Source organism: Ideonella alba (assembly GCF_018069875.1).
In the GTDB taxonomy this organism is placed as follows: Bacteria; Pseudomonadota; Gammaproteobacteria; order Burkholderiales; family Burkholderiaceae_C; genus Ideonella; species Ideonella alba.
This window is the reverse complement of record NZ_JAGQDF010000006.1, coordinates 118,960-139,296: the sequence shown is the minus strand read 5'-3', so window position 1 is coordinate 139,296 and position 20,337 is coordinate 118,960. Positions and strand designations below refer to the sequence as shown.

Below are 20,337 nucleotides of genomic sequence, written 5' to 3'. Positions count from 1 at the left end.
AGGCCCGACGCCAGCGGTCAGGCCCAAAGGGTGGCACGATAGCCGAGTTCTGAATGCCGACCACGACCCCCAGGAGACAGCCCATGAGCCTGCGCAGCCGCGCGATCCAGATCGACGCCTTCGGCGGACCCGAACAACTCCGGCTCGTCGAGCGCGAGGTGGGCGAACCCGGCCCGGGCGAGATCCGCATCCGCCACCACGCGGTGGGCCTGAACTTCATCGACATCTACCAGCGCACCGGCCTGTACCCCAACGCGCTGCCGCTGGCCCTGGGCATGGAAGGCGCCGGCGTGATCGAGGCGGTGGGCGAGGGCGTCAGCCACCTGGCTGTGGGCGACCGGGCCGCCTACGCCAGCCAGCCGCCCGGCGCCTACTGCGAGCGCCGCGTGATGCCGGCGCGCAGCGTGGTGCGGCTGCCCGAGGCGATTGACTTCGAGACCGGCGCGGCGATGATGCTCAAGGGCCTGACGGTGCAGTACCTGCTGCGCGGCACCCAGCCGCAGGGGGGGCTGCAGCCTGGCGACACCATCCTGTTCCATGCCGCGGCCGGCGGCGTCGGCCTGATCGCCTGCCAGTGGGCGCGGGCGATGGGTCTGGTGCTGATCGGCACCGCCGGCAGCGACGAGAAGTGCGCGCTGGCCGCCGAGCATGGCGCCGCCCATGTCATCAACTACCGCCGCGAGGACTTCGTCGCCCGGGTCAAGGAGATCACCGGCGGCAAGGGCGTCAAGGCCGTTTACGACTCGGTCGGCGCCGACACCTTCATGAAGTCGCTGGACTGCCTGGCGCCCTTCGGCCTGCTGGCCAACTTCGGCAATGCCTCGGGCAAGGTGCCGCCGCTGGATGTGGGCATCCTGGGGGGCAAGGGCTCGCTCTACGTCAGCCGGCCCACGCTGTTCACCCACATCGCCACGCGTGAGCGCACCCAGGCGATGGCCGACGACCTGTTCGGCATGGTGATGTCGGGCCAGGTGAGCATCCGCATCGACCAGCGCTATCCGCTGGAGCAGGTGGCGCAGGCGCACCGCGACCTGGAAGCGCGCAGCACCACCGGCTGCAGCGTCCTCACGCTGTAGGCTCAGCGGGCCTCGAGCAGGTCCTGCGTCTCGGGGTGGCGGCGCATGTAGACCGCCACATAGCTGCACAGCGGGCGCACGCGCCAGCCCTGGGCGCGCGCATGCGCCAGCGCCGCCGACACCAGCTGGGCCGCAATGCCGCGGCCTTCCAGCGCGCGAGGCACGCCGGTGTGGGTCATGACCATCACGCCGTCCTGCAGACGGTAGTCGGCCTCGCAGCGCTGGCCCTCGACGATGGCCTCGAAGCGGCCGATGTCGGCGTGGTGGGTGATGGCCAGGCCACTCACGGCGCCGGCCCCAGCTGCTGCCACAGGAAGGCGAACTCCAGCGCCATGCGGTCGGCGTGCTGGGCGTTGTCGGCGCCGGCACCGTGGCCGCCCTCGATGTTCTCGTAGTACAGGACCTCATGGCCCTGCTCGATCATGCGCGCCGCCATCTTGCGCGCATGACCCGGGTGCACGCGGTCGTCGCGGGTGCTGGTGACGAACAGCAGCTTGGGCATCTTCACGCCGGCCTTGACGTTCTGGTAGGGGCTGTAGCGCGAGATGAAGGCCCAGTCCTCGGCCTTGTCCGGGTCGCCATATTCGGCCATCCAGCTGGCCCCAGCCAGCAGCGTGTGGTAACGGCGCATGTCCAGCAGCGGCACCTGGCAGACCACGGCGTTGAACAGGTCGGGTCGCTGCACCATCACCGCGCCCATCAGCAGGCCGCCGTTGCTGCCGCCCATGATGCCCAGGTGGCGCGGCGAGGTGACCCGGGTGGCGACCAGGTCCTCGGCCACGGCGATGAAGTCGTCGTAGCTCTTCTGCTTGCCCTCGCGCACCGCGGCCTGGTGCCAGGCGGGGCCGAACTCGCCGCCGCCGCGGATATTGGCCACCACCAGCACGCCGCCCTTGCCGTACCAGGCGGTGCCGAACCCGCCCGAGTACCAGGGGTTCATCGACACCTCGAAGCCGCCGTAGCCGTACAGCAGCGTGGGGTGCTGGCCATCGGCCCGGGCATCCTTGGGCCAGACGATGAAGTAGGGCACGCGGGTGCCGTCCTTCGAGGTGGCGAAGCGCTGCTCCACGCGCATGCCGCTGGCATCGAAGAAGGCCGGCCGGGCCTTGATCGCCTGCAGCGCACCGCCGCCGGCATCGCCCTGGTACAGCGTGTCGGGGGTGAGGAAATCGGTGTAGCTGGCGAAGAAGCCCTCGGCCAGCGGGTCGCTGGCCACCTGCGGGTCGTGCAGGCTGCGGGTGGACAGGGTGCCGGGGAAGGGGGCCTGGATCTCGCGCCGGCTCCAGCCGCCGGGGCCGGGTGTCCAGGCCTCGGCGCGGCCGGCGACGTTGTCGAGCACGTCGATCAGCACCCGGCTGCGGGTGGTGGAGTAGCCGGCCAGCGAGCGGGTGGCGGTGGGCGTGAACAGCGCGGTGAACTGGCGCTTGCCGGCCAGGTAGGCGGCCGCGTCGCCCACCAGCAGCGAGCCGGCGGGCCAGCGCTGGCCACTGATGGTCCAGTCGCTGCGCAGGCGCAGCAGCACGCGCTCCTTCCAGAAGCTCAGGTCGGCATCGGCCGGCTTGTCCAGGCGCTGCAGCGCGCCGCGCTCCCACAGGAAGAGCTCGTTGCGGTAGAAGTCGATCGCGCGCTGGAACATCACCCGCTCGAAGCCCGGGGTGTGGTCGACGATCGCGTCGGCCGAGACATCGGTGGGCTGCGCTTCGAAGACGCGCTGCGCCTCGGCCAGCGGCTGGCCGCGCTTCCACAGCCACATCACGCGCGGGTAGCCCGAGTCGGTCAGGCTGCCCGGGCCGGTGTCGGTGCCGACCAGCACCTGCTGCTCGTCGATCCAGGACACGCTGGACTTGGCTTCGGGCAGGCGGAAACCGTCGGCCACGAAGGCGCGCGTGGCCAGGTCGAATTCGCGCACCACGGTGGCATCGGCGCCGCCGCGCGACAGCAGCAGCAGACAGCGGCTGGAGCGGCCGCCCAGGCACTGCGCCCCCTTCCAGACCCAGTTCTCGCCCTCGCTGCGCGCCAGGGCGTCCAGGTCCAGCAGCAGCTCCCATTCGGGCTGCGGCTGGGCGTAGCGGTCCAGCGGCGTGCGGCGCCACAGACCCCGCGGGTGCTCCGCGTCCTGCCAGAAGTTGTAGAAGTGCTCACCGCGGCGGCTGGCCGAGGGGATGCGCTCCTTCGAGTCCATGATCGCCTTCAGGCGCGTGCGGTTGGCGGCAAAGTCCGGGTGCGCCTCGAGCACGGGCCGGCTGGCGGCATTGCGCTGCCGCACCCAGTTCAGCGCGGCATCGCCGCTGACGTCCTCGAGCCACAGGTGGGGATCGGGGGCGGGGGTCTGGGCCGGTGCGTTCATGGTCAGGGCGAGCGCCATCAGGGGCGCCGCAAGCAGGCGGAGGGCAAGAGACATCGTCGTCGGGGCGCCGGTGGGCGGTCAGGGGATGCCAGGGGACGCAGCGCCGGGTTGGCGCCGCGCGACGCCGGCCATCATAGGCGAGCGCCGCCGCCCGCGAACCTCATGCGGGCATCAGCCGCCGCGGCTCGAAGTCGACGGTCTCCTGGCCGTCGCCCACCCAGATCTGGCCGTCCTGCACCGTGACCTGCAGCTGCATGCTGCGCTGGGCCAGGCCGGCCAGCGCCTTGCTGGCCTCGGCCGGCACCTGCCAGACCGTCAGGCGGTCCAGCCGCGCCACCTTGGGTGCCAGGGCCTGCCACCAGATCGGCGTCGAGCTGCCATAGGCGAACAGCAGCACCCGCTCGGCGCGCGAGCAGGCCTTGGCCAGCCGGCGGTCATCGGGCTGGCCCACCTCGATCCATTGCACCAGCTCGCCCGTCAGGTCCTTCTGCCAGAGGTCGGGGACCTCGGTGTCGGACAGGCCGGCGGTGAACTCCAGGCGGCCGCGCAGCTCATCGGCGGGCACCGCCAGCGCGAAGGCCAGCAGGCGCATCATCAGGCGCTCGTCGTTCTCGGAGGGGTGGCGGGCCAGCGTGAGGGCGTGGTCGGCATAGACCGAGCGGTCCATGTCGGCGATCTGCAGCTGGGCCTTGAAGATGGTGGACTTGAGGGCCATGGTGGGCCGGGAGTGTACGGGCCCCGTCCGGATCAACCCTGACAGGCCTGCAGTCAAGGGCCTTGCTGGCATCATCCGGCCCTCACCTCCGACACCGCCCGCGCTGCCGGCGGGCCTGCGCATGACCCAGAACGACAACCCCCTGCTGAACGACTGGCATGGCCCGTTCGGCCTGCCCCCCTTTGACCTTCTGCGCGCCGAGCACTTCGAGCCGGCCCTGCACGAGGCGATGCGCCGACACCGCGAGGAGCTCGATGCGCTGGCGGCCCAGGCCGAGCCGGTGGACTTCGACAACACCGCCGCCGCGCTCGACCGCTCCGGCGAACTGCTCTACCGGCTGGATGCGCTGCTGGGCAACCTCACCGCATCGCACACCTCGCCCGAGCTGCAGGCGGTGCAGCGCGCCGTGGCCGGACCGATGGCGGCCCACGACACCGCGGTGCGCACCCACCCCGGCGTGTTTGCCCGGCTGGACCAGCTGCACCAGCGGCGCGAGCAACTGGGCTTGAGCCCGGAACAGCGCCGGCTGGTCGAGCGCCTGCACACCGATGCGCTGCGCGCCGGCGCGCGTTTTGCGCCCGCCCAGCGCCAGGCGTACCAGGAACTGGTGGCCGAGCTGGCCGAGCTGAACGCCCGCTTCGGGCAGAACGTGCTGGCCGACGAGAACGGCCATGGCCTGCTGCTGGACGGCGAGGCCGACCAGGCCGGGCTGCCCCACTTCTTCCGAGAGGCCTGTCGCCAGGCGGCGATCGATCGCGGCCTGCCCGAAGGCAGCCGGCTGGTGACGCTGAGCCGCTCGATGGTCGTGCCCTTCCTGACCTTCAGCGAGCGGCGCGACCTGCGCGAGACGGTCTGGCGTGCCTGGGTGGCGCGCGGCGAACACCCCGGCGAGCACGACAACCGGCCGATCGCCGCCCGCATCCTGCAGTTGCGCCAGCGCCAGGCGGCGATGCACGGCCAGGCCAGCTTTGCCGACCATGCGCTGACCGACGCGATGGCCGGCCATCAGGGCGCGGTGCGCGAGCTGCTGGGCGAGGTCTGGCGCCGCGCGCGCAGTGCGTTTGACGGCGAGCGCGCGCTGGTCGAGGACTGCATGCGGCAGCACGGCGCGGGGCATGCGCTGCAGGCCTGGGACTGGCGCTTCTGGGCCGAGAAGGTGCGCGCCGAGCGCTATGCCCTGGACGAAGCGGCGGTCAAACCCTATCTGTCGCTGGACCGCCTGGTCGAGGCGATGTTCGACTGCGCGCAGCGTCTGTTCGGCGTGCATTTCGAGCGCCGCGCCGACATCGCCGGCTACCACCCGGACGTGGTGGCCTGGGAGATGTTCGATGCGGCGGGCGAGAGCCGCGGCCTGTTCCTGCAGGACAACTTCGCGCGACCCACCAAGCGCTCAGGCGCCTGGATGAGCGATTTCCAGTACGGCTCGCGCAACCGCGGCGCGTTGCGCCCGGTGATCCTGAACAACTGCAATTTCTCGCGCGCTGCGCCGGGCGAGCCCACGCTGCTGTCGCTGGACGACGCGCGCACGCTGTTCCACGAGTTCGGCCATGGCCTGCATGGCCTGCTGTCGGTCACCGGCTACCACCGGCTGGCCGGCACGCAGGTGCTGCGCGACTTCGTCGAGTTGCCCTCGCAGCTCTACGAGCACTGGCTGATGGAGCCGGGCGTGCTGCAGCGCCATGCGCGCCACTGGCAGACCGGCGAGCCGATTCCGCGGGCGATGGTGGACAAGCTGCAGGCGGCCGAGCGCTGGTGCCAGGCCTACGAGACGCTGCGCTACACCGCCAGCGCGCTGGTCGATCTGGAGGCCCACGCGGCGGCCGAGCCGCCGGCGGACATCACCGCCTTCGAGGCGCAGGTGTGCGAGCGCATCGGCCTGCCCGAGGTGGTGGGCATGAACCACCGGCTGTGCCACTTCCAGCACCTGTTCGCCGGCGGCGGCTATGCCGCGGGCTACTACGTGTACCTGTGGGCCGAGGTGCTGGACGCGGATGCGTTCAACGCCTTCGTCGAGGCCGGTGATCCATTCGATCCGCAGGTGGCGCAGCGGCTGCTGCGCCATGTCTATGCGGCGGGCGACTCGGTCGCACCGCAGCAGACTTACATCGACTTCCGCGGACGACCGGCGGGCATCGAACCCTTGCTGGCCCAGCGCGGCTTGCTCGAGCCGGCGTCGGCCTGAGGACGCGGGCCGCCCGCGTGGTGGCGCGGCGCGGCGCCGTCGCCCTCGCGGCGCGGGCCGCGGTGCTCGAACGGGCGGCCGCCGGGGGTGGGGCGCTCGTCGCGGCGCTCGAATCGGGGCGCGTCGTTGCGCTCGAAGCGCGGGGCCTCGCCGCCACGGTCGAAACGCGGGTCGAAGCGGGTGTCGTCGCGGCGGTCGTTGCGCGGCTCGCCACGGCGCTCCCAGGGCGCGGCTTCGCGGCGCTCGTGGTTGGTGCGCTCGTGCGGGCCCTGGCCGAAGGCGTCGTCGCGGCGCGGGCCGCGCTGGCCCTGGCCGGGCTGGCCGTGCGGGCCATGGCTGCCGCGGCCGCCGAAGTGGCCCGGACGCTCATTGGCAAAACGGCCGCCACCTTGCTGGCCGCCGTAGTTGCGGCTCTGGCCGCGCGGTGCGCCGCCCCGCGGCGGGCGGCCGACCAGATCAGGCGCCGGGCGCTGGGGCTCCAGGCCCACCACCGTGCCGACCGGAATGGCCTGGGTGGTGTAGTGCTGGATGCGCTTGATCATCGGCACGTCGCGGCGCTCGGCCAGCGTCACAGCCCGGCCCGAGCGGCCGGCGCGGCCGGTGCGGCCGATGCGGTGCACATAGTCCTCGGCCTTGAGCGGCAGGCCGTAGTTGATGACGTGGGTGATGGTGGGCACGTCAATGCCGCGCGCTGCCACATCGGTGGCGACCAGGATGCGCAGGTGGCGCGAACGCAGGCCCTGGAGCACGCGGTTGCGGCGGCCCTGGGGCATGCCGCCGTGCAGCGCGGCCACCGAGTGACCCATCTCGCCCAGGCGGTCGGCCAGGCGGTCGGCGTCGATCTGGGTGCTGGTGAAGACCACGGCCTGGTCGACTTCGCGCTCGGTCAGCAGATGGTCCAGCAGCGCATGCTTGTGGTCCAGGTCATCGGCCCACATGATCTGCTGGGCGATGTTCTCGTGCTTTTCGGTGTGCGCGGCGATCTCGATGCGCTCGACGTCTTCCTTCTGCAGGCGCTGGGCCAGACGGCCGACTTCACCGGCGAAGGTGGCACTGGCCATCAGGGTCTGACGGTGGCGCGGCAACTGCTCGGCGATGTGCTCGATGTCCTCGATGAAGCCCATGTCCAGCATGCGGTCGGCTTCGTCGAGCACCAGCATCTCGACATTCTCCAGCACGGCCTTGCCGCTCTGGATGTGGTCGATCAGACGGCCGGGCGTGGCGATCAGGATGTCCAGCGGGCCGCGCAGCGCCTTGAGCTGGGCCGGGTAGGGCACGCCGCCGACCACGCTGGTGACGCTCAGCCACTGCACGTAGCGGCCATAGTTGGAGGCCGCCTTGGCCACCTGCATCGACAGCTCGCGGGTGGGGACCAGCACCAGGATGCGCGGGCCTTTGACTTCACCCTTCTTGGGCTTGTTGGCCGGATCCTTGCGGGCGGCGATGACCTTCATCAGTGCGGGCAGCACGAAGGCGGCGGTCTTGCCGCTGCCGGTGTTGGAGCACACGCGCAGGTCCTTGCCGGCCAGCGCGGCGGGGATGGCCTGGGCCTGGACGTCGGTGGGCTTTTCGTAGCCGGCGGTGGTCAGTGCGCGGACCAGGGCCTCGTCGAGGCCGAGCGATTCAAAACTCATGATTTCTTGGCAAAAAGGCGACCGGCGTGGCCCATCGGTGGGACACGACGCGGAGCGCGGTGGGGCTCAAAACTACATTGCCACCGACCACGCCTGCGATCACCGCGGCGGGCGTCGTCAGGCCTTCAATGCACTGCACTGGTGTGAACCAGACAGCCACAAAACCAGGGGGAGGTCAGGGGAAATGCGCGAATCAGCAACGAGGAAAGTGCTGACCGGCGGTGGCACCGCCACTCGAGGCCTGGCCGCAAGACGGCAGGCTCGGTGAGGTGATGGATCCGACAGGACTTTTTTCAGTGCAGTCCGCCATTCTAGGACAAACCCGGATTTTTTGCACGCAGCCATTGCAGGCGCCCCGCCAGCCGGGGCGCACGCAGGGGATCGTTGGGGCCCAGCCACCAGATCCAGGCGCAGACGAACGCGGTGCGCGCCTCGATGCAGTCGGCCAGCAGCGCCTCGTCCACCGGCCGGCCGACGCTGCGCCAGCCGGCCAGCGCGGCCTCGGGCCAGTCGCCCTCCTGGCCCAGCACGCGGCTGGCCGCCACCAGACCGGCCAGGTCCCACTCCAGCGGACCCAGGCAGGCGTCTTCCCAGTCCAGCCAGAGGGCGCCGCCCGTGCCCTGGCGCACGTTCTGCCGGTGGGCGTCGCCATGCAGCCACTGCAGCGGCGCCGGGTGGGCGCGCAGTCGCTCGGCCAGGGCCTGCAGGCGCTGGCCCACCAGGGCCAGGTCAGGCGCTGCGGCGCGCTGGCGCACCAGCGGGTGCGCCAGCAGGCGCAGGGCCTCGTCCAGCGGGGCCCAGGGCCGGTCGTCGTCACGGCCGCGGTGGGGCAGGGCGGCCAGCTCGGCGTGGCACTGCGCCAGCGCGCGGCCGGCGGCCTGCGGCTCGGGCGGCTGCGGCGCCAGCGCCAGCAGCGGCCACAGCGTCATCGACCAGCCGTCCACCCGGTGCGGCCCGGCCAGCGCGCGCGGCGCCGGGGGCAGTGCCGGGGCACCGCGCTCGGCCAGGTGGCGCAGCAGACGCAACTCGCGCTCGGCATGGCCGCCCTGGGCGCGCGGCCCGGCGGTGCCGGTGGCCACCCGCAGCACCCAGGGGCTGGGCGCCAGGTGCACCACCAGGTTGCTGTGGCGACCGATCACCTGCGGCTGCACGGCCCCCAGACCGAGCGTGGCCGCCAACCGGCGGCATGCCGCCAGCAGCGCCGCCTCGTTCATGGCAGGCTGGCCTGCAGCGTGGCGCCGTCCTGCACCAGGCGCAGGCGTTTGAGCACATCCATGCCCAGCAGCGGCGGGCCGTTCATGCGGTCGATCACGGTGACCGTCAGGTTGCTGAAGCGCAGCCCGCCGGCCAGGCCCACCTCGGCGCGCGCCTGCCAGGCCATGACCGTGCCGCCGGCGGTCTGCGATTGCAGCGTACCCTCTCGCCGCAGCCCCAGCTGGGCCGCCAGTGCGCCGGGCAGTGCGGTGGTCGTGGCGCCGGTGTCGACCAGGAACACCACCTCGCGCCCGTCCACGGTGCCGGGCCAGTGGAAATGGCCGTCCGGGCCGCGCTGCAGCGTGACCTGGCCGCCGTTGATCGTCAGCCGCGGGCGCTGGCGCTCGTGCAGCAGCGCCTGGACACCCAGGAAGACCAGGGTGCCCAGCAGCAGCCAGATGGTCAGCAGTTTCAGCGTGCGCGGGAACTCGTTCACCGCCCGATGGTAGCGGGCGGAACTTTGCCCCGGCGGCTGGAACACAATGGGTCGCCCCATCCTTCCCTCCCCGTCACGAGTGCCGCCCCCGCGGCGAACTGCATGCCCCGTCCGTGTCCCACACCCTGGCCGCTGGCTTCCCTGGCGCTGCCGCTGCTGTCGTCCACCGCTCTGGCCCAGTCAGTCCCCCAGCCGGCCCCGGCCGCCAGTGCGGTGCAGCAGGTCGAGGTGCAGGCGGCACGCCCTGAGGACCTGGAGGCGCGCCGGCGCTCGACCGCCTCGAAGATCGTCGTCGGCCGCGACGAGATCGAGCGCTATGGCGACAGCACCCTGGGCGAGCTGCTCAAGCGCCTGCCCGGCGTCACGCTGGATGGCCGCAGCGGTCGCGGCGGCAACATCCGCATGCGCGGCATGGGCGGCGGCTACACCCAGATCCTGCTCGACGGCGAGGCGGTGCGCGGCGGCCTGTCGCTGGACCAGCTGGACCCGGACCAGGTCGAGCGCATCGAGATCATCCGCGCCCCCACCGCCGAGACCGGCGCCCGCGCGATCGCCGGCACGATCAACGTGATCACGCGAGAGGGCTACCGCAAGCGCCTGAACGACCTCAAGCTGGGCCTGGGCACTGAAGCCGGACGCTGGGGCGGCAATGTTTCGTGGTCGCGCGATGACCGCATCGATGAGGACCTCACCTACAGCGCCTCCGTCTCGCTGTGGAACGCGCGGCGCTACGACGCCGGCAGCACCGAGACCAGCGCCACCGGTGAGCAGTGGCTCGAAGACAGCCAGAGCGATGGCCGCCGACGCGGTGTGTGGAGCAACGCGCGCCTGCAGTGGAAGCTGCCCGGCGGCGACCAGCTGATGCTGATGCCTTCGGCCATGGTGGCCGGCAATGACAGCCTGCGCCAGAGCCAGTTGCAGGTGCTGCGCGACGACAACGGCGATGCGCCACGCTACGCCACCAGCCTCACCGACAGTGACTTCACCCACCGCATGCTGCGCCTGAACGGCCAGTGGCGCCAGAACCTGGCCAGCGGTGGGCGCATCGAGTGGCGTGGCGGCGTGGGCCTGAACACCAGCCAGAGTCTGTCGCAACGCCAGGAGTTCAAGGCCGATGGACAGCTGCGGCGCACGCTCGACGAACGCAGCGACAGCCGTGAGCGCAGCCAGCACCTGAACGCCAAGTTCAGCCAGTTGCTCGAGGGCGACCATCAGCTGGTGGCCGGGCTGGAGCTGGAGGGCGCCCAGCGCAACGAGGAGCGCCAGACGCTGCAGGATGGCGTGCCGCAGCTCAAGACCCTGGGCACCGAACTCAGCGCGCGCTCGCTGCGCACCGCGGCCTATGTGCAGGACGAGTTCAACCTGAACCCGAACTGGGCGCTGTCCGGCGGATTGCGCTGGGAAGGCATCACCACCCGCGGCCAGGACATCGGCGGCGGCGACCCGGAGAACCGCTCCTCGGTGTGGACGCCGCTGCTGCATGCGGTCTGGAAGCCCGACCCCAAGGGACGCGATCAACTGCGCATCAGCATCACCCGCAGCTACAAGGCGCCCCAGCTGGGACAGCTGATGGCCCTGCCCAACCTGTCGAACCGCTACCCGGTACCCGGGCCCAACACCCCGACCAGCCCCGACCGCGCCGGCAACCCGAACCTGCAGCCCGAACTGGCGTCGGGCATCGACATCGCGCTCGAGCGCTACCTGCCCGCGGGGGGGCTGCTCAGTGCCAACCTGTTTCACCGCCGCATCAGCGGCCTGATGCGCACGCTGACCACGCTCGAAACCGTGCCCTGGTCGGACCAGCCGCGCTGGGTGGCCCGGCCGGCCAATGTGGGCGACGCCTGGACCACCGGGCTGGAGCTGGAGGCGCGAGGCAGCCTGCGCACCTGGTGGCCCGACGCGCCCGCCGTGGACCTGCGCGCCAACGCCAGCCTGTTCCGCTCGCAGGTGGACGGCGTGCCCGGGCCCGACAACCGGCTGGACCAGCAGCCCGGCGCCACGCTCAATGCCGGCGCCGACTGGCGCATCGCCGGCACGCCGCTGACGGTGGGCGCCAGCGTCAACTGGACCCCCGGCTACGCCACCCGCCTGGACGAGCGGCAATGGGTCAGCCAGAACCGCAAGCAGTCGGTCGATGCCTACCTGCTGTGGCAGATCGCCCCGTGGGCCCGGCTGCGCCTGAGCGCCGCCAACCTGGCCGCCGAGGATGCGCTGAACCGCAGCACCAGCTTTGGCGAGACCAGCCTGTCGCGCAACGAGACCTACCTCAGTCTGCGCTCCCAGCTGGAGTTGAAGCTCTAGAGCGCGCCCGCCTCACCCATCGGGCCGATGGCCCGCGGGGCGCCTGCGGCGCACAATCCCGGCATGAACCGGGCAGGCCTGCAGGGCTGGTGCAGCGCCTGGGTGCTGGTGCTGGCGGCGCTGATGTGGCCGCTGATGGCCTGGCCCCAGGCGGTCGAGGCGCCGTCGGGACTGCAACTGCTGCAGGCCGAGCAGCGCCATGGCCAGGACGATTGGCAGCCGGTGGCGCTGCCGCTGCAGTGGCGCGCCGGCCAGGCCGAGCGCATCGAGCTGCGCCTGTCGCTGACGCTGCAGGCCCAGCCCCAGGGCCTGTGGGCCCTGCGCTTCGACCGCCTGCCCACCGAGCATGAACTGCTGATCAACGGCGAGCGGGTCAGCGGCCGCGAGATCGGCCGGCGCCCGGCGCTGCCCCGCACCGTGAGCTCGCGCTGGATCAGCGTGCCGTCCGGCCTGCTGCGGGCCGGGCCCAATGAGATCCTGCTGCGCGCCGACCTGCACCGCTCGGCCGCCGGCCTGAGCGCGCCCTGGGTGGGGCCGGCCGAGCAACTGGAGCCGCTGGATCGCCGGATGCGCTGGTGGCGCGAGTCGCTGCCCTATGCGATGAACCTGGCGGTCAGCGGCCTGGCGCTGTTCACGCTGCTGGTCTGGTGGCTGCGGCGCGACGAGCGGCTGATGGGCTTCTTCGGCCTGCTGATGCTGATCGTGTCGTTGCGCAACCTGGCCTACTACGGTGAAGCCAGCGCGCAGCCGTCGATGCTGGGCTCGCTGGGCTTCTTCCTGGCGCAGGGCACCTCGGTGGCGCTGATCGTCGCCTTCGCCTGGGTGGCCAGCCAGCCACCACCCCATCGGCGCGCGCTGCGCGTGGTGGTGCTGACCTGGGCGCTGTACGCGCTGGCCGGTGTGGCGGGCACGCTGAGCGGTCGGCTCGACGAGCTGCGGATCTGGATGTACCCGCCCGCGATCGTGCTGACCGCGCTGTCGGCCTGGCGGCTGTGGTCGCTGGTGCGGCGCATGCCGCCCTGGCCACGCCGGGTGATCGAAGCAGCGCTGGCGCTGCTGCTGCTGTCGGCCGGCCACGACTACCTGTACTACGCCGGCTGGCTGTCGCCCGACGACGGCTTCTGGCTGCCCTACCTGACGCCGGTACTGATGGCCGGTGTGGCGCTGGTGCTGCTGCGCCGCTTCGTGCACGCGCTGGAGGTGGCCGAGCGCCACGGCGAACAGCTGGAGCTGCGGGTGGCCGAACGCACCCGCGACCTGCAGGCGGCCAACGCCGCCAAGACCCGCTTCATCGCCGCCGCCAGCCACGACCTGCGCCAGCCGGTGGCCAGCATCGGCCTGCTGGCCGGCCTGATGCGCGAGCGCGAGGACATCGATGCCGGGCAGCGCAGCCTGCTGGACCGCCTGGCCGCCTCGGCCCAGGCGCTGGAGCGGCTGCTCAAGGGCCTGCTGGATCTGTCGCGCTTCGACGCCGGGCAGGTCGAGTCGCGGCCCCGTGCCGTGCCGCTGCAGGCCCTGGTCGAGTCGGTGCTGGCCGACGAGGCCGCGGCCGCGCAGTCCCGCGGCCTGCGCCTGCGCGCGCGCGCCGGTGGCTGGACGGTGCAGGCCGATCCGGTGCTGCTGGAGCAGATCCTGCGCAACCTGGTGGGCAATGCGGTGCGCCACACCGCGCAGGGGGGGGTGCTGGTGTCGGCGCGGCGGCGCGGCTCGGCGGTGCTGCTGCAGGTCTGGGACACCGGCGTGGGCATTGCGCCCGAGCGCCAGGCCCAGGTCTTCGAGGAGTTCGTCCAGCTTGAACCGGGCCAGGGCCATGCCGGCGGCCTGGGCCTCGGGCTGGCGCTGGTGCGGCGCGCGGCGGCGCTGATGGGCACGTCGGTGGACCTGCGCTCGGCGCCGGGTCGCGGCAGTTGCTTCGGGTTGCTGCTGCCGCTGGTCGGTGCGCCACCGGCGCCGCCCGTGCCGCAGCGCCTGTCGGTGCGCAGCCTGGGCGGCCGCCGGATGGTGGTGGTGGACGACGACGACACACTGCGCGAAACCCTGCGCCTGCGCCTGGAGCGCTGGGGGGCGCTGGTGCAGGCCTACCGCGACCTGGGCGCGCTGCGGGCGGCGCTGGGTCGGGGCGCGCTGAACGAGGCGCCGGCGCTGCTGCTGACCGACCAGCGCCTGCCCGACGGTGACAGCCGCGCGGTGGTCGACTGCCTGGCGACGCGCCACGCCGATGTGCCGGTGCTGGTGATCACGGGGGACACCGCACCCGCCGATCTGGCCGTGCTGGAGGCCCTGGGCTGGCCGGTGCTGCACAAGCCCTTCGGCACCGACGCCCTGTTCTCGGCCGTGGTGGCGGCGCTGCGGCGCTGAGGCCGCCCCGGCTCAGGGCAGCCAGCCCATGCGGGCGGCGTGCAGCACCACCTGGGCGCGCGAGGTCACGCCCAGCTTGTCGAAGATGGCCTGCACATGCGTCTTGACGGTGGAGTCGGACAGCGCCAGCTCACGCGCGATCAGCTTGTTCGACAGGCCGCCGACCAGGCAGCGGAAGACATCCATCTGGCGCGCGGTGAGCGGCGGCAATTCACTGCCGCTGGCGCTCTCGGCGCTGCGCGTCAACGCCGGCGGCACATGGACACCGCCGCCCAGCACCGTACGCAGCGCCTGGTCCAGCGCGGAGGCATCGGCGCTCTTGGGAATGAAGCCGCTGGCGCCGCCGTCCAGGGCAGCCATCACGGTCTCTGCGCGGTCGTCGGCCGACAGCACGATCACGCGTGCCATCGGCGCCGCCTCGCGCAACTGGGCCAGGGTGTCCAGGCCGCGGCTGTCGGGCAGGTTCAGGTCCAGCAGCACCAGGCCGATGTCCGGCGCCTGACGCAGCTGCTCCAGCGCACCGGACAGGCGGTTGGCCGTGCTGAGCTGCGCCGTCGGGTGGCGGTGGGCGATCAGCAGACCGAGGGCATCGGCAAACAGCGCATGGTCATCGACCAGCAGGCAATGCACGCCCTGGGACATCGGCATCAGGCCTCTCCGCGCACGCTGACCCGCACATCGCCCAGGCTGACCTGCTGGCCGGCGCGCAGCTTGCGGGTCTTGCGCAGCTCGGTCTGGCCGTCCACGCGCACCTGGCCGTCGACGATCAAGGCACGCGCCTGCCCGCCGCTGTCGGCCAGGCCGGTGGCCTTGAGCAGGGCATCGAGCGGAATGTGGTCACCGCGCAGCTGAAAGTCGATCTCGTCCATCGCCCCGATTGTGCGCGAGGCCGGGCTCAGCGCTTGCCCTGGCGGGCCTGCCAGGCCTGGACGGCGGCCATCGCCGCGCCCACATGGCCGTCCGGGTCCATGCTGGCGTGCACCGCCAGCACCCGGCCCGGCGGCTCGATCACGTAGGAGATGCGGTCGGCCACGGCGGGCGCCAGCGTGAAGCCGGCGTCGAACTGCTTGATCACCTTGCCGCCCTCGTCGGCCGCCACCGCGAACTGGCCGCGGCAGGCCTCGACCGAGAAGCGCTGCTGGGTGGCCAGGCTGTCGTTGGACACGCCCACCACGGTGGCGCCCAGGGCCTTGAACTTCGCCGTGGCCTCGGAGAACTGGTGGGCCTCGACGGTGCAGCCGCTGGTGAAGGACTTGGGGTAGAAGTACAGCACCACCGGGCCCTGGCGCAGCGCTTCGGACAGCGTGAAGCGGAAGGCCTTGCCGCCCACCGCCGCGTCCAGCGTGAAGTCGGGCGTGGCGGCGCCCACGGCCAGCGCGGCCTGGGCCGGGCCAGTTGCCAGTGCACAGGCCGCCAGCGCCGCCAGGGCGACGCGACGGAAGGACGACAGGGCAGGGGTGTGGTGCATGCTCAGTTGGCCAGTTCCACCGCGAAGGCCACGGCCAGCCGGGCGAACTTGGCGGCGTGCGCCGCCTGGTTGCCGCTGTTGGCCAGGGTGTCGTTGGTGGTGTGGATGAAGGGGCTGTGGTGGTTGAAATCGGACTCGAACGGGAACGAGGCCGGGTAGCCGCGGTTGAACCAGGACGCGTGGTCGGAGCAGGCGTAGCCGCAGCGGTCGGTGGACACCGTCAGGTCGGGCAGGTAGGTGGCGGCCAGCCGGGCCACGAAGTCGTTCTGCGCCGCGCTGGTGTAGTCGGTGTAGAGGTAGATGTCGCGCGTACCACCCTTGTAGTTGGTCATGTCCAGCTGCAGCACGCCGGTCACCTTGCGGCCCTTGGCCAGGTAGTCGGCGGCGATCGCCGACGAGCCGCGCAGCCCCACCTCTTCGGCGGCATAGGCCATGAACTGGATCGTGCGCTGGGGACGGTGTCCGCTGGCCAGCAGCACGCGCAGCGCCTCGGTCAGGCTGGCGATGCCGGAGGCGTCGTCGTCGGCGCCGGGGGCCCGGCTGGTCTCGGTGGTGCCGCCCGAGAGGATGGAGTCCAGGTGGCCGCCCAGAATGACGTGCTGCTTGGGCTTGGTGGTGCCCTGGATCGTCAGGATCACCGACTTCTGCGGCCAGCTCGGGTGGCTGAACTGGCTGACCGACACGTCGCTGCGCCCGGCAGCCAGCGCCGCCCACTGCGCGGCAATCGTGTTGGAGGCGTTCACGCCGTGGCTGGTGGTGTAGTAGCGGTTCTGGATCGCCGACAGGCTGTCGATGGTCTGCAGGATCAGGCTGTCCTGCACCGCCGCCACCATCGGCTGCACCAGCGCCTGCTGGTTGATCAGGTAGGTGCCGCCGGCCACGGCTTCGGGCTGCAGCGCACGCGTGCGCACCTGCTGCACCGCCGCGCGCGCGCTGCTCAGCGAGTCGTGGACGATGAAACCGCCGCAGCGGTGCAGGTCGCGGTGCACGGCGTCGGACAGCGCGGGCAGCCAGTCCTCATCGACCTGCACCACGTGCACCCGGTCCTGGGCGGTGGCCCCCAGGCGCCCGACGCGCACGGGCACGCTCACCTCGGTGACGCTGACGGCCTGGGGTTGGGCGGCGCGCAGCAGGCGGTAGGCATCGTCGCCCAGCGAGATCCACAGCCGCTCGCCGGCCAGGCTGGCCGTGGCGCTCAGGGCCAGCAGGCTGGCGGCGGTGGAGAGGCGCCAGGGGGCGCGGGACAGGCAGGTCATGGTGGCATTCTCCAGAGTGGGTGGACCCGGGTGGCGGGTGGGGTCTTGTGGACCGCAGCGATAGGCTATCGTCAGGCCATGCCTGCCGCCAGCTTGTTTGCCCTGATCGACGACATCGCCACCGTCCTGGACGACGTGGCCCTGCTCAGCCGGGTCGCCGCCAAGAAGACCGCCGGGGTGCTGGGTGACGACCTGGCGCTCAACGCCCAGCAGGTCACCGGCTTCGCCGCCGAGCGCGAGATCCCGGTGGTGCTGGCGGTGGCGCGGGGGTCGCTGATCAACAAGGCCATCCTGGTGCCGCTGGCGCTGGCGATCAGCGCCTTCCTGCCCTGGGCGATCACGCCGCTGCTGATGATCGGCGGCCTGTACCTGTGCTTCGAGGGGGTGGAGAAGCTGGCCCACCGCTGGCTGCACCACGACGAGGCCGAGGCCCATGACGCCGAACTCCGCGCCCACGTGGCCGACACCGCGGTGGACCTGGCCACGCTCGAGCAGGAGCGGGTGAAGGGGGCGATCCGCACCGATTTCATCCTCTCGGCCGAGATCATCGTCATCGCGCTGGGCACGGTGGCCGGCGAGCCCATGCTGACCCGGGTGCTGGTGCTCTCGGGCATCGCGGTGCTGATGACGGTGGGCGTCTACGGCCTGGTGGCGGGCATCGTCAAGCTCGACGACCTGGGCCTGCACTGGCAGCGGCGCACCGGCGACGGGGCGCTCTCGCGCCTGCTGCGCGGGCTGGGCGGCGGCCTGCTGGCTTTCGCCCCCTGGCTGATGAAGGCCCTGGCGGTGGTCGGCACGGTGGCGATGTTCCTGGTCGGCGGCGGCATCGCGCTGCACGGCTGGGAGAGCCTGCACCACGCCTTGCTGCACGCCTGGCCGCTGGGCGACCACGCCACCTGGGTGCTGGACGGCCTGTTCGGCGTGGTGGCTGGCGCGGCGGTGCTGGCGGTGGTGGAAGGCGCGCGGCGCCTGCGCCGCTGACAACCGAGCGAGCCCGTCAGGCGTTTTCTGACAAGGCACGGCGCCAGGCGCCGACAGTGCAAGCCGGTGTTCTCCGGCTGCGCCGTCGGGCCCATCGGCGCAGCATGGTGACCGTGCATTCCAGGAGATCGCCGTGCACCACGCCTACCAGAGCCAGACGCTGCCCGCCGACGCGGGCTTCGAGCTGCGCTTCCAGTCGCTGTTCCACCAGGGCCGCGCCATGGCTTTTCCCTGCGACGCCGAGGGCCATGTGGACCTGGACGCGCTGAGCGAGCGCGCCCGCGAGAACTACCTCTACGCCCGCGCCGTGGTCGGCCGCGAATACGCGGTGCCCGCGGTCTGCCACAGCCAGCGCTGAGCGCTGGTCCTCACCAGCCCAGCGCGCCGGCCCAGCCGAGGTAGCGCTTGGGCAGCGGGGTCGCGTAGTCGCCCTGCTTGCTGGTTCGCAAGCCCAACTGCACCAGCGCCTCGGCCAGCACCACGGCCGCCGCCACGCCATCGATCACCGGCACCCCCAGGCGGCGCTGCAATTCGGCGCTGACGGACGCCATGCCGCCGCAGCCCAGCACGATCGCGCCGCTGCGGTCGCGCGCCAGGGCGGCGCGGCAGGCGTCCTCCAGGGCCGGCACGCAGGCCAGGCCGTCGTCCTCCTCCAGCGCCAGCACCGGGATGTCGGTGCCGTGCACGCCGCGGCAGCGGCGCTCGTAGCCGTACTTCAGCACCAGGTGCTCGGCGATCACGCAGGTGCGCACCAGCGTGGTCACGACGGAGAAGCCGGTGCTGACGAAGGACGCCGCATGGAAGGCCGCCTCGGCGATGCCCAGCACCGGCGCCTCGGTGGCCTCGCGGGCGGCGTCCAGGCCGGGGTCGCCAAAGCAGGCCAGGACCACCGCGTCTGCCCCCGTGCCGGCCTGCCGCACCTGTTCCAGCACGCCGGCCGCGGCGATCACCTCGTCATGGTGGCCCTCGATCGACACCGGCCCGAAGCTGGGCTGGACCGCGGTGATGCGGGTGTCGGGCCGGGCCACGCGGCGGGCGGCCTCGGCCATCGAGCGGGTCATGCTGGCGGTGGTGTTGGGGTTGATCAGCAGCAGGTTCATGTTGGTGCGCTTTGCATACAAAACGGCGGGGTGATCCGGCGGACTTTGGTGCGCGGCGCCAGATGCTGGTGCATCGATCCGCCCCGCGCCATGTCTGGCAGCACTGCTGCAAGAGACGGGCCGCAGGTGGCGGCGGTGTGGTGGGACTTGGCACATGCATTGCATACACGCCGCGGCATGAGTGAGCCCACCGACCTGGCCCTGACCGGCCTGAGCAAGCACTACGGCGAGGCCGTGGCGGTGGCCGGCATCGACCTGGCGATGCCCGCCGGCGCCTATTGCTGCCTGCTGGGGCCGTCGGGCTGCGGCAAGACCTCGACGCTGCGCATGATCGCCGGCCATGAGCAGCCCACCGCCGGTCAGGTGCTGCTGGGCGGTCGCGACATCACGCCCTTGTCGCCGGCCGAGCGCGGCACGGCGATGATGTTCCAGAGCTATGCGCTGTTCCCGCACCTGAGCGTGCTGGACAACGTGGCCTTCAGCGCCCGCATGAAGGGCGTGGCGCGCGAGGAGCGGCTGGCCCAGGCGCGTGCGCTGCTGGACCTGGTGGCGATGCAGCCCTACGCGCAGCGCCTGCCCGCGGCGCTCTCCGGCGGTCAGCAGCAGCGCGTGGCGCTGGCGCGCGCGCTGATGACCCGCCCGCGCGTGCTGCTGCTGGACGAGCCGCTGTCGGCGCTCGACCCCTTCCTGCGCATCCGCATGCGGGCCGAGCTGCAGCGCTGGCACCGCGAACTGGGCATGACCTTCGTCCATGTGACCCACTCGCAGGAAGAGGCGATGGCGCTGGCCGACCTGGTGGTGGTGATGAACCACGGCCGCATCGAGCAGGCCGGGCCGCCGCGCGAGGTCTTCGAGCGCCCGCGCACCGAGTTCGTTGCCCGCTTCATCGGCGCCCACAACGTGTTCGCCACGCCCGGGGGGCGCATCGCGGTGCGCAGCGACCGCTGCACGCTGGCCGCACCTGAAGAGAACGGACTGGCCGTGCAGGTGCGGGCCGTGGAGTACCAGGGCCAGCAGGTGCTGGTCCACCTGGTCCCCCCGGGCGACCAGCCCGCCACGGACGAGGCCGACGACGAGGCCACGCCGCCGGCCTGGGTGGCCAGCCTGCCCGACGACCTGTACCACCGCCAACCCCTGGAACCCGGCCAGCGCCTGAGCCTGCGCTGGCATGAGGCCGACGCCCACCTGCTGGTGGGCTGAGCACTCTACCCATCCCGTCCACCACCACG

18 protein-coding genes are annotated in these 20,337 nt (G+C 72.1%); 7 read left to right on the top strand and 11 right to left on the bottom strand.

What is annotated here, in order from left to right:
• Positions 1-83 precede the first annotated feature (83 nt).
• Positions 84-1,076 carry a quinone oxidoreductase family protein gene (locus tag KAK07_RS12225; protein ID WP_210854643.1) on the top strand — a complete coding sequence of 331 codons (993 nt, stop codon included), beginning with the start codon at positions 84-86 and terminating at the stop codon, positions 1,074-1,076.
• A 2-nt stretch (positions 1,077-1,078) separates the two neighbouring features.
• Here KAK07_RS12225 and KAK07_RS12220 read toward each other — a convergent pair whose 3' ends face one another.
• The 3 genes from KAK07_RS12220 to KAK07_RS12210 form a co-directional block, all read right to left on the bottom strand.
• Positions 1,079-1,354, bottom strand: a complete 276-nt coding sequence (locus KAK07_RS12220) for a GNAT family N-acetyltransferase (protein ID WP_210854724.1) — start codon at positions 1,352-1,354, stop codon at positions 1,079-1,081.
• A gap of 5 nt (positions 1,355-1,359) precedes the next feature.
• Positions 1,360-3,441, bottom strand: a complete 2,082-nt coding sequence (locus KAK07_RS12215) for a prolyl oligopeptidase family serine peptidase (protein ID WP_247661172.1) — start codon at positions 3,439-3,441, stop codon at positions 1,360-1,362.
• Positions 3,442-3,583: 142 nt separating this feature from the next.
• The gene (locus KAK07_RS12210; RefSeq protein WP_210854641.1) at positions 3,584-4,138 is read right to left on the bottom strand and encodes a YaeQ family protein; all 555 of its coding nucleotides are present in this window, start codon (positions 4,136-4,138) and stop codon (positions 3,584-3,586) included.
• Positions 4,139-4,259: 121 nt separating this feature from the next.
• Between KAK07_RS12210 and KAK07_RS12205 the strand changes: the two genes are divergently transcribed.
• The gene (locus tag KAK07_RS12205) at positions 4,260-6,320 is read left to right on the top strand and encodes a M3 family metallopeptidase (RefSeq protein ID WP_210854640.1); all 2,061 of its coding nucleotides are present in this window, start codon (positions 4,260-4,262) and stop codon (positions 6,318-6,320) included.
• Here KAK07_RS12205 and KAK07_RS12200 read toward each other — a convergent pair.
• From KAK07_RS12200 to KAK07_RS12190, 3 genes are all read right to left on the bottom strand, one after another.
• Positions 6,239-7,954: a DEAD/DEAH box helicase gene (locus KAK07_RS12200; protein ID WP_210854639.1), complete on the bottom strand. Its 1,716-nt coding sequence runs from the start codon at positions 7,952-7,954 to the stop codon at positions 6,239-6,241. The two genes, KAK07_RS12205 and KAK07_RS12200, sit on opposite strands and share 82 nt — an antisense overlap.
• A 311-nt stretch (positions 7,955-8,265) precedes the next feature.
• Entirely contained in the window at positions 8,266-9,168 is a 903-nt protein-coding gene (locus KAK07_RS12195; protein WP_210854638.1) for an aminoglycoside phosphotransferase family protein, read from the bottom strand.
• Entirely contained in the window at positions 9,165-9,644 is a 480-nt protein-coding gene (locus KAK07_RS12190) for a retropepsin-like aspartic protease family protein (RefSeq protein WP_210854637.1), read from the bottom strand. The genes KAK07_RS12195 and KAK07_RS12190 overlap by 4 nt, the downstream gene beginning before the upstream one ends.
• A 102-nt stretch (positions 9,645-9,746) precedes the next feature.
• Between KAK07_RS12190 and KAK07_RS12185 the strand changes: the two genes are divergently transcribed.
• Positions 9,747-11,945, top strand: coding sequence for a TonB-dependent receptor plug domain-containing protein (locus KAK07_RS12185; RefSeq protein ID WP_210854636.1), 2,199 nt, complete (start codon positions 9,747-9,749; stop codon positions 11,943-11,945).
• A gap of 63 nt (positions 11,946-12,008) precedes the next feature.
• The gene (locus KAK07_RS12180) at positions 12,009-14,303 is read left to right on the top strand and encodes an ATP-binding response regulator (RefSeq protein WP_210861020.1); all 2,295 of its coding nucleotides are present in this window, start codon (positions 12,009-12,011) and stop codon (positions 14,301-14,303) included.
• Between the two features lie 12 nt (positions 14,304-14,315).
• On the opposite strand, the gene KAK07_RS12175 is transcribed toward KAK07_RS12180, so the two are convergent.
• Genes KAK07_RS12175 through KAK07_RS12160 form a run of 4 tightly spaced genes read right to left on the bottom strand, consistent with a single transcriptional unit; the run spans position 14,316 to position 17,027 of the window.
• Positions 14,316-14,951: a response regulator gene (locus tag KAK07_RS12175; protein WP_210854634.1), complete on the bottom strand. Its 636-nt coding sequence runs from the start codon at positions 14,949-14,951 to the stop codon at positions 14,316-14,318.
• A complete protein-coding gene (locus KAK07_RS12170) occupies positions 14,951-15,172 on the bottom strand; it encodes an RNA-binding S4 domain-containing protein (protein WP_210799822.1) in 222 nt (73 codons plus the stop codon). Before KAK07_RS12170 ends, KAK07_RS12175 begins: the two co-directional genes overlap by 1 nt.
• Before the next feature lie 26 nt (positions 15,173-15,198).
• A complete protein-coding gene (locus tag KAK07_RS12165; RefSeq protein ID WP_210854633.1) occupies positions 15,199-15,771 on the bottom strand; it encodes a peroxiredoxin in 573 nt (190 codons plus the stop codon).
• A gap of 2 nt (positions 15,772-15,773) precedes the next feature.
• Positions 15,774-17,027 (bottom strand): M20/M25/M40 family metallo-hydrolase, encoded by a 1,254-nt coding sequence (locus KAK07_RS12160; RefSeq protein WP_210861018.1) that lies wholly within the window; start codon positions 17,025-17,027, stop codon positions 15,774-15,776.
• 78 nt (positions 17,028-17,105) lie between these two features.
• On the opposite strand from KAK07_RS12160, the gene KAK07_RS12155 reads away from it, so the two are divergent.
• Together KAK07_RS12155 and KAK07_RS12150 are read left to right on the top strand one after the other, a co-directional pair.
• Positions 17,106-18,008, top strand: a complete 903-nt coding sequence (locus KAK07_RS12155; protein ID WP_210861016.1) for a DUF808 domain-containing protein — start codon at positions 17,106-17,108, stop codon at positions 18,006-18,008.
• 133 nt (positions 18,009-18,141) lie between these two features.
• Positions 18,142-18,366 (top strand): hypothetical protein, encoded by a 225-nt coding sequence (locus KAK07_RS12150; RefSeq protein ID WP_310740725.1) that lies wholly within the window; start codon positions 18,142-18,144, stop codon positions 18,364-18,366.
• A 10-nt stretch (positions 18,367-18,376) separates the two neighbouring features.
• On the opposite strand, the gene KAK07_RS12145 is transcribed toward KAK07_RS12150, so the two are convergent.
• Positions 18,377-19,108, bottom strand: a complete 732-nt coding sequence (locus tag KAK07_RS12145; RefSeq protein ID WP_210861014.1) for an aspartate/glutamate racemase family protein — start codon at positions 19,106-19,108, stop codon at positions 18,377-18,379.
• A 177-nt stretch (positions 19,109-19,285) separates the two neighbouring features.
• Here KAK07_RS12145 and KAK07_RS12140 point away from each other — a divergent pair, with 177 nt between their 5' ends.
• Positions 19,286-20,308, top strand: a complete 1,023-nt coding sequence (locus KAK07_RS12140) for an ABC transporter ATP-binding protein (protein WP_210861012.1) — start codon at positions 19,286-19,288, stop codon at positions 20,306-20,308.
• Positions 20,309-20,337 lie beyond the last annotated feature (29 nt).

Coding starts and splice junctions, on each gene's coding strand:
- KAK07_RS12225 (WP_210854643.1), top strand. CDS start 84: ATGAGCCTGCGCAGCCGCGCGATCCAGATCGACGCCTTCGGCGGACCC.
- KAK07_RS12215 (WP_247661172.1), bottom strand. CDS start 3,441: ATGGCGCTCGCCCTGACCATGAACGCACCGGCCCAGACCCCCGCCCCC.
- KAK07_RS12210 (WP_210854641.1), bottom strand. CDS start 4,138: ATGGCCCTCAAGTCCACCATCTTCAAGGCCCAGCTGCAGATCGCCGAC.
- KAK07_RS12205 (WP_210854640.1), top strand. CDS start 4,260: ATGACCCAGAACGACAACCCCCTGCTGAACGACTGGCATGGCCCGTTC.
- KAK07_RS12200 (WP_210854639.1), bottom strand. CDS start 7,954: ATGAGTTTTGAATCGCTCGGCCTCGACGAGGCCCTGGTCCGCGCACTG.
- KAK07_RS12195 (WP_210854638.1), bottom strand. CDS start 9,168: ATGAACGAGGCGGCGCTGCTGGCGGCATGCCGCCGGTTGGCGGCCACG.
- KAK07_RS12185 (WP_210854636.1), top strand. CDS start 9,747: ATGCCCCGTCCGTGTCCCACACCCTGGCCGCTGGCTTCCCTGGCGCTG.
- KAK07_RS12180 (WP_210861020.1), top strand. CDS start 12,009: ATGAACCGGGCAGGCCTGCAGGGCTGGTGCAGCGCCTGGGTGCTGGTG.
- KAK07_RS12175 (WP_210854634.1), bottom strand. CDS start 14,951: ATGCCGATGTCCCAGGGCGTGCATTGCCTGCTGGTCGATGACCATGCG.
- KAK07_RS12170 (WP_210799822.1), bottom strand. CDS start 15,172: ATGGACGAGATCGACTTTCAGCTGCGCGGTGACCACATTCCGCTCGAT.
- KAK07_RS12165 (WP_210854633.1), bottom strand. CDS start 15,771: ATGCACCACACCCCTGCCCTGTCGTCCTTCCGTCGCGTCGCCCTGGCG.
- KAK07_RS12160 (WP_210861018.1), bottom strand. CDS start 17,027: ATGACCTGCCTGTCCCGCGCCCCCTGGCGCCTCTCCACCGCCGCCAGC.
- KAK07_RS12155 (WP_210861016.1), top strand. CDS start 17,106: ATGCCTGCCGCCAGCTTGTTTGCCCTGATCGACGACATCGCCACCGTC.
- KAK07_RS12145 (WP_210861014.1), bottom strand. CDS start 19,108: ATGAACCTGCTGCTGATCAACCCCAACACCACCGCCAGCATGACCCGC.
- KAK07_RS12140 (WP_210861012.1), top strand. CDS start 19,286: ATGAGTGAGCCCACCGACCTGGCCCTGACCGGCCTGAGCAAGCACTAC.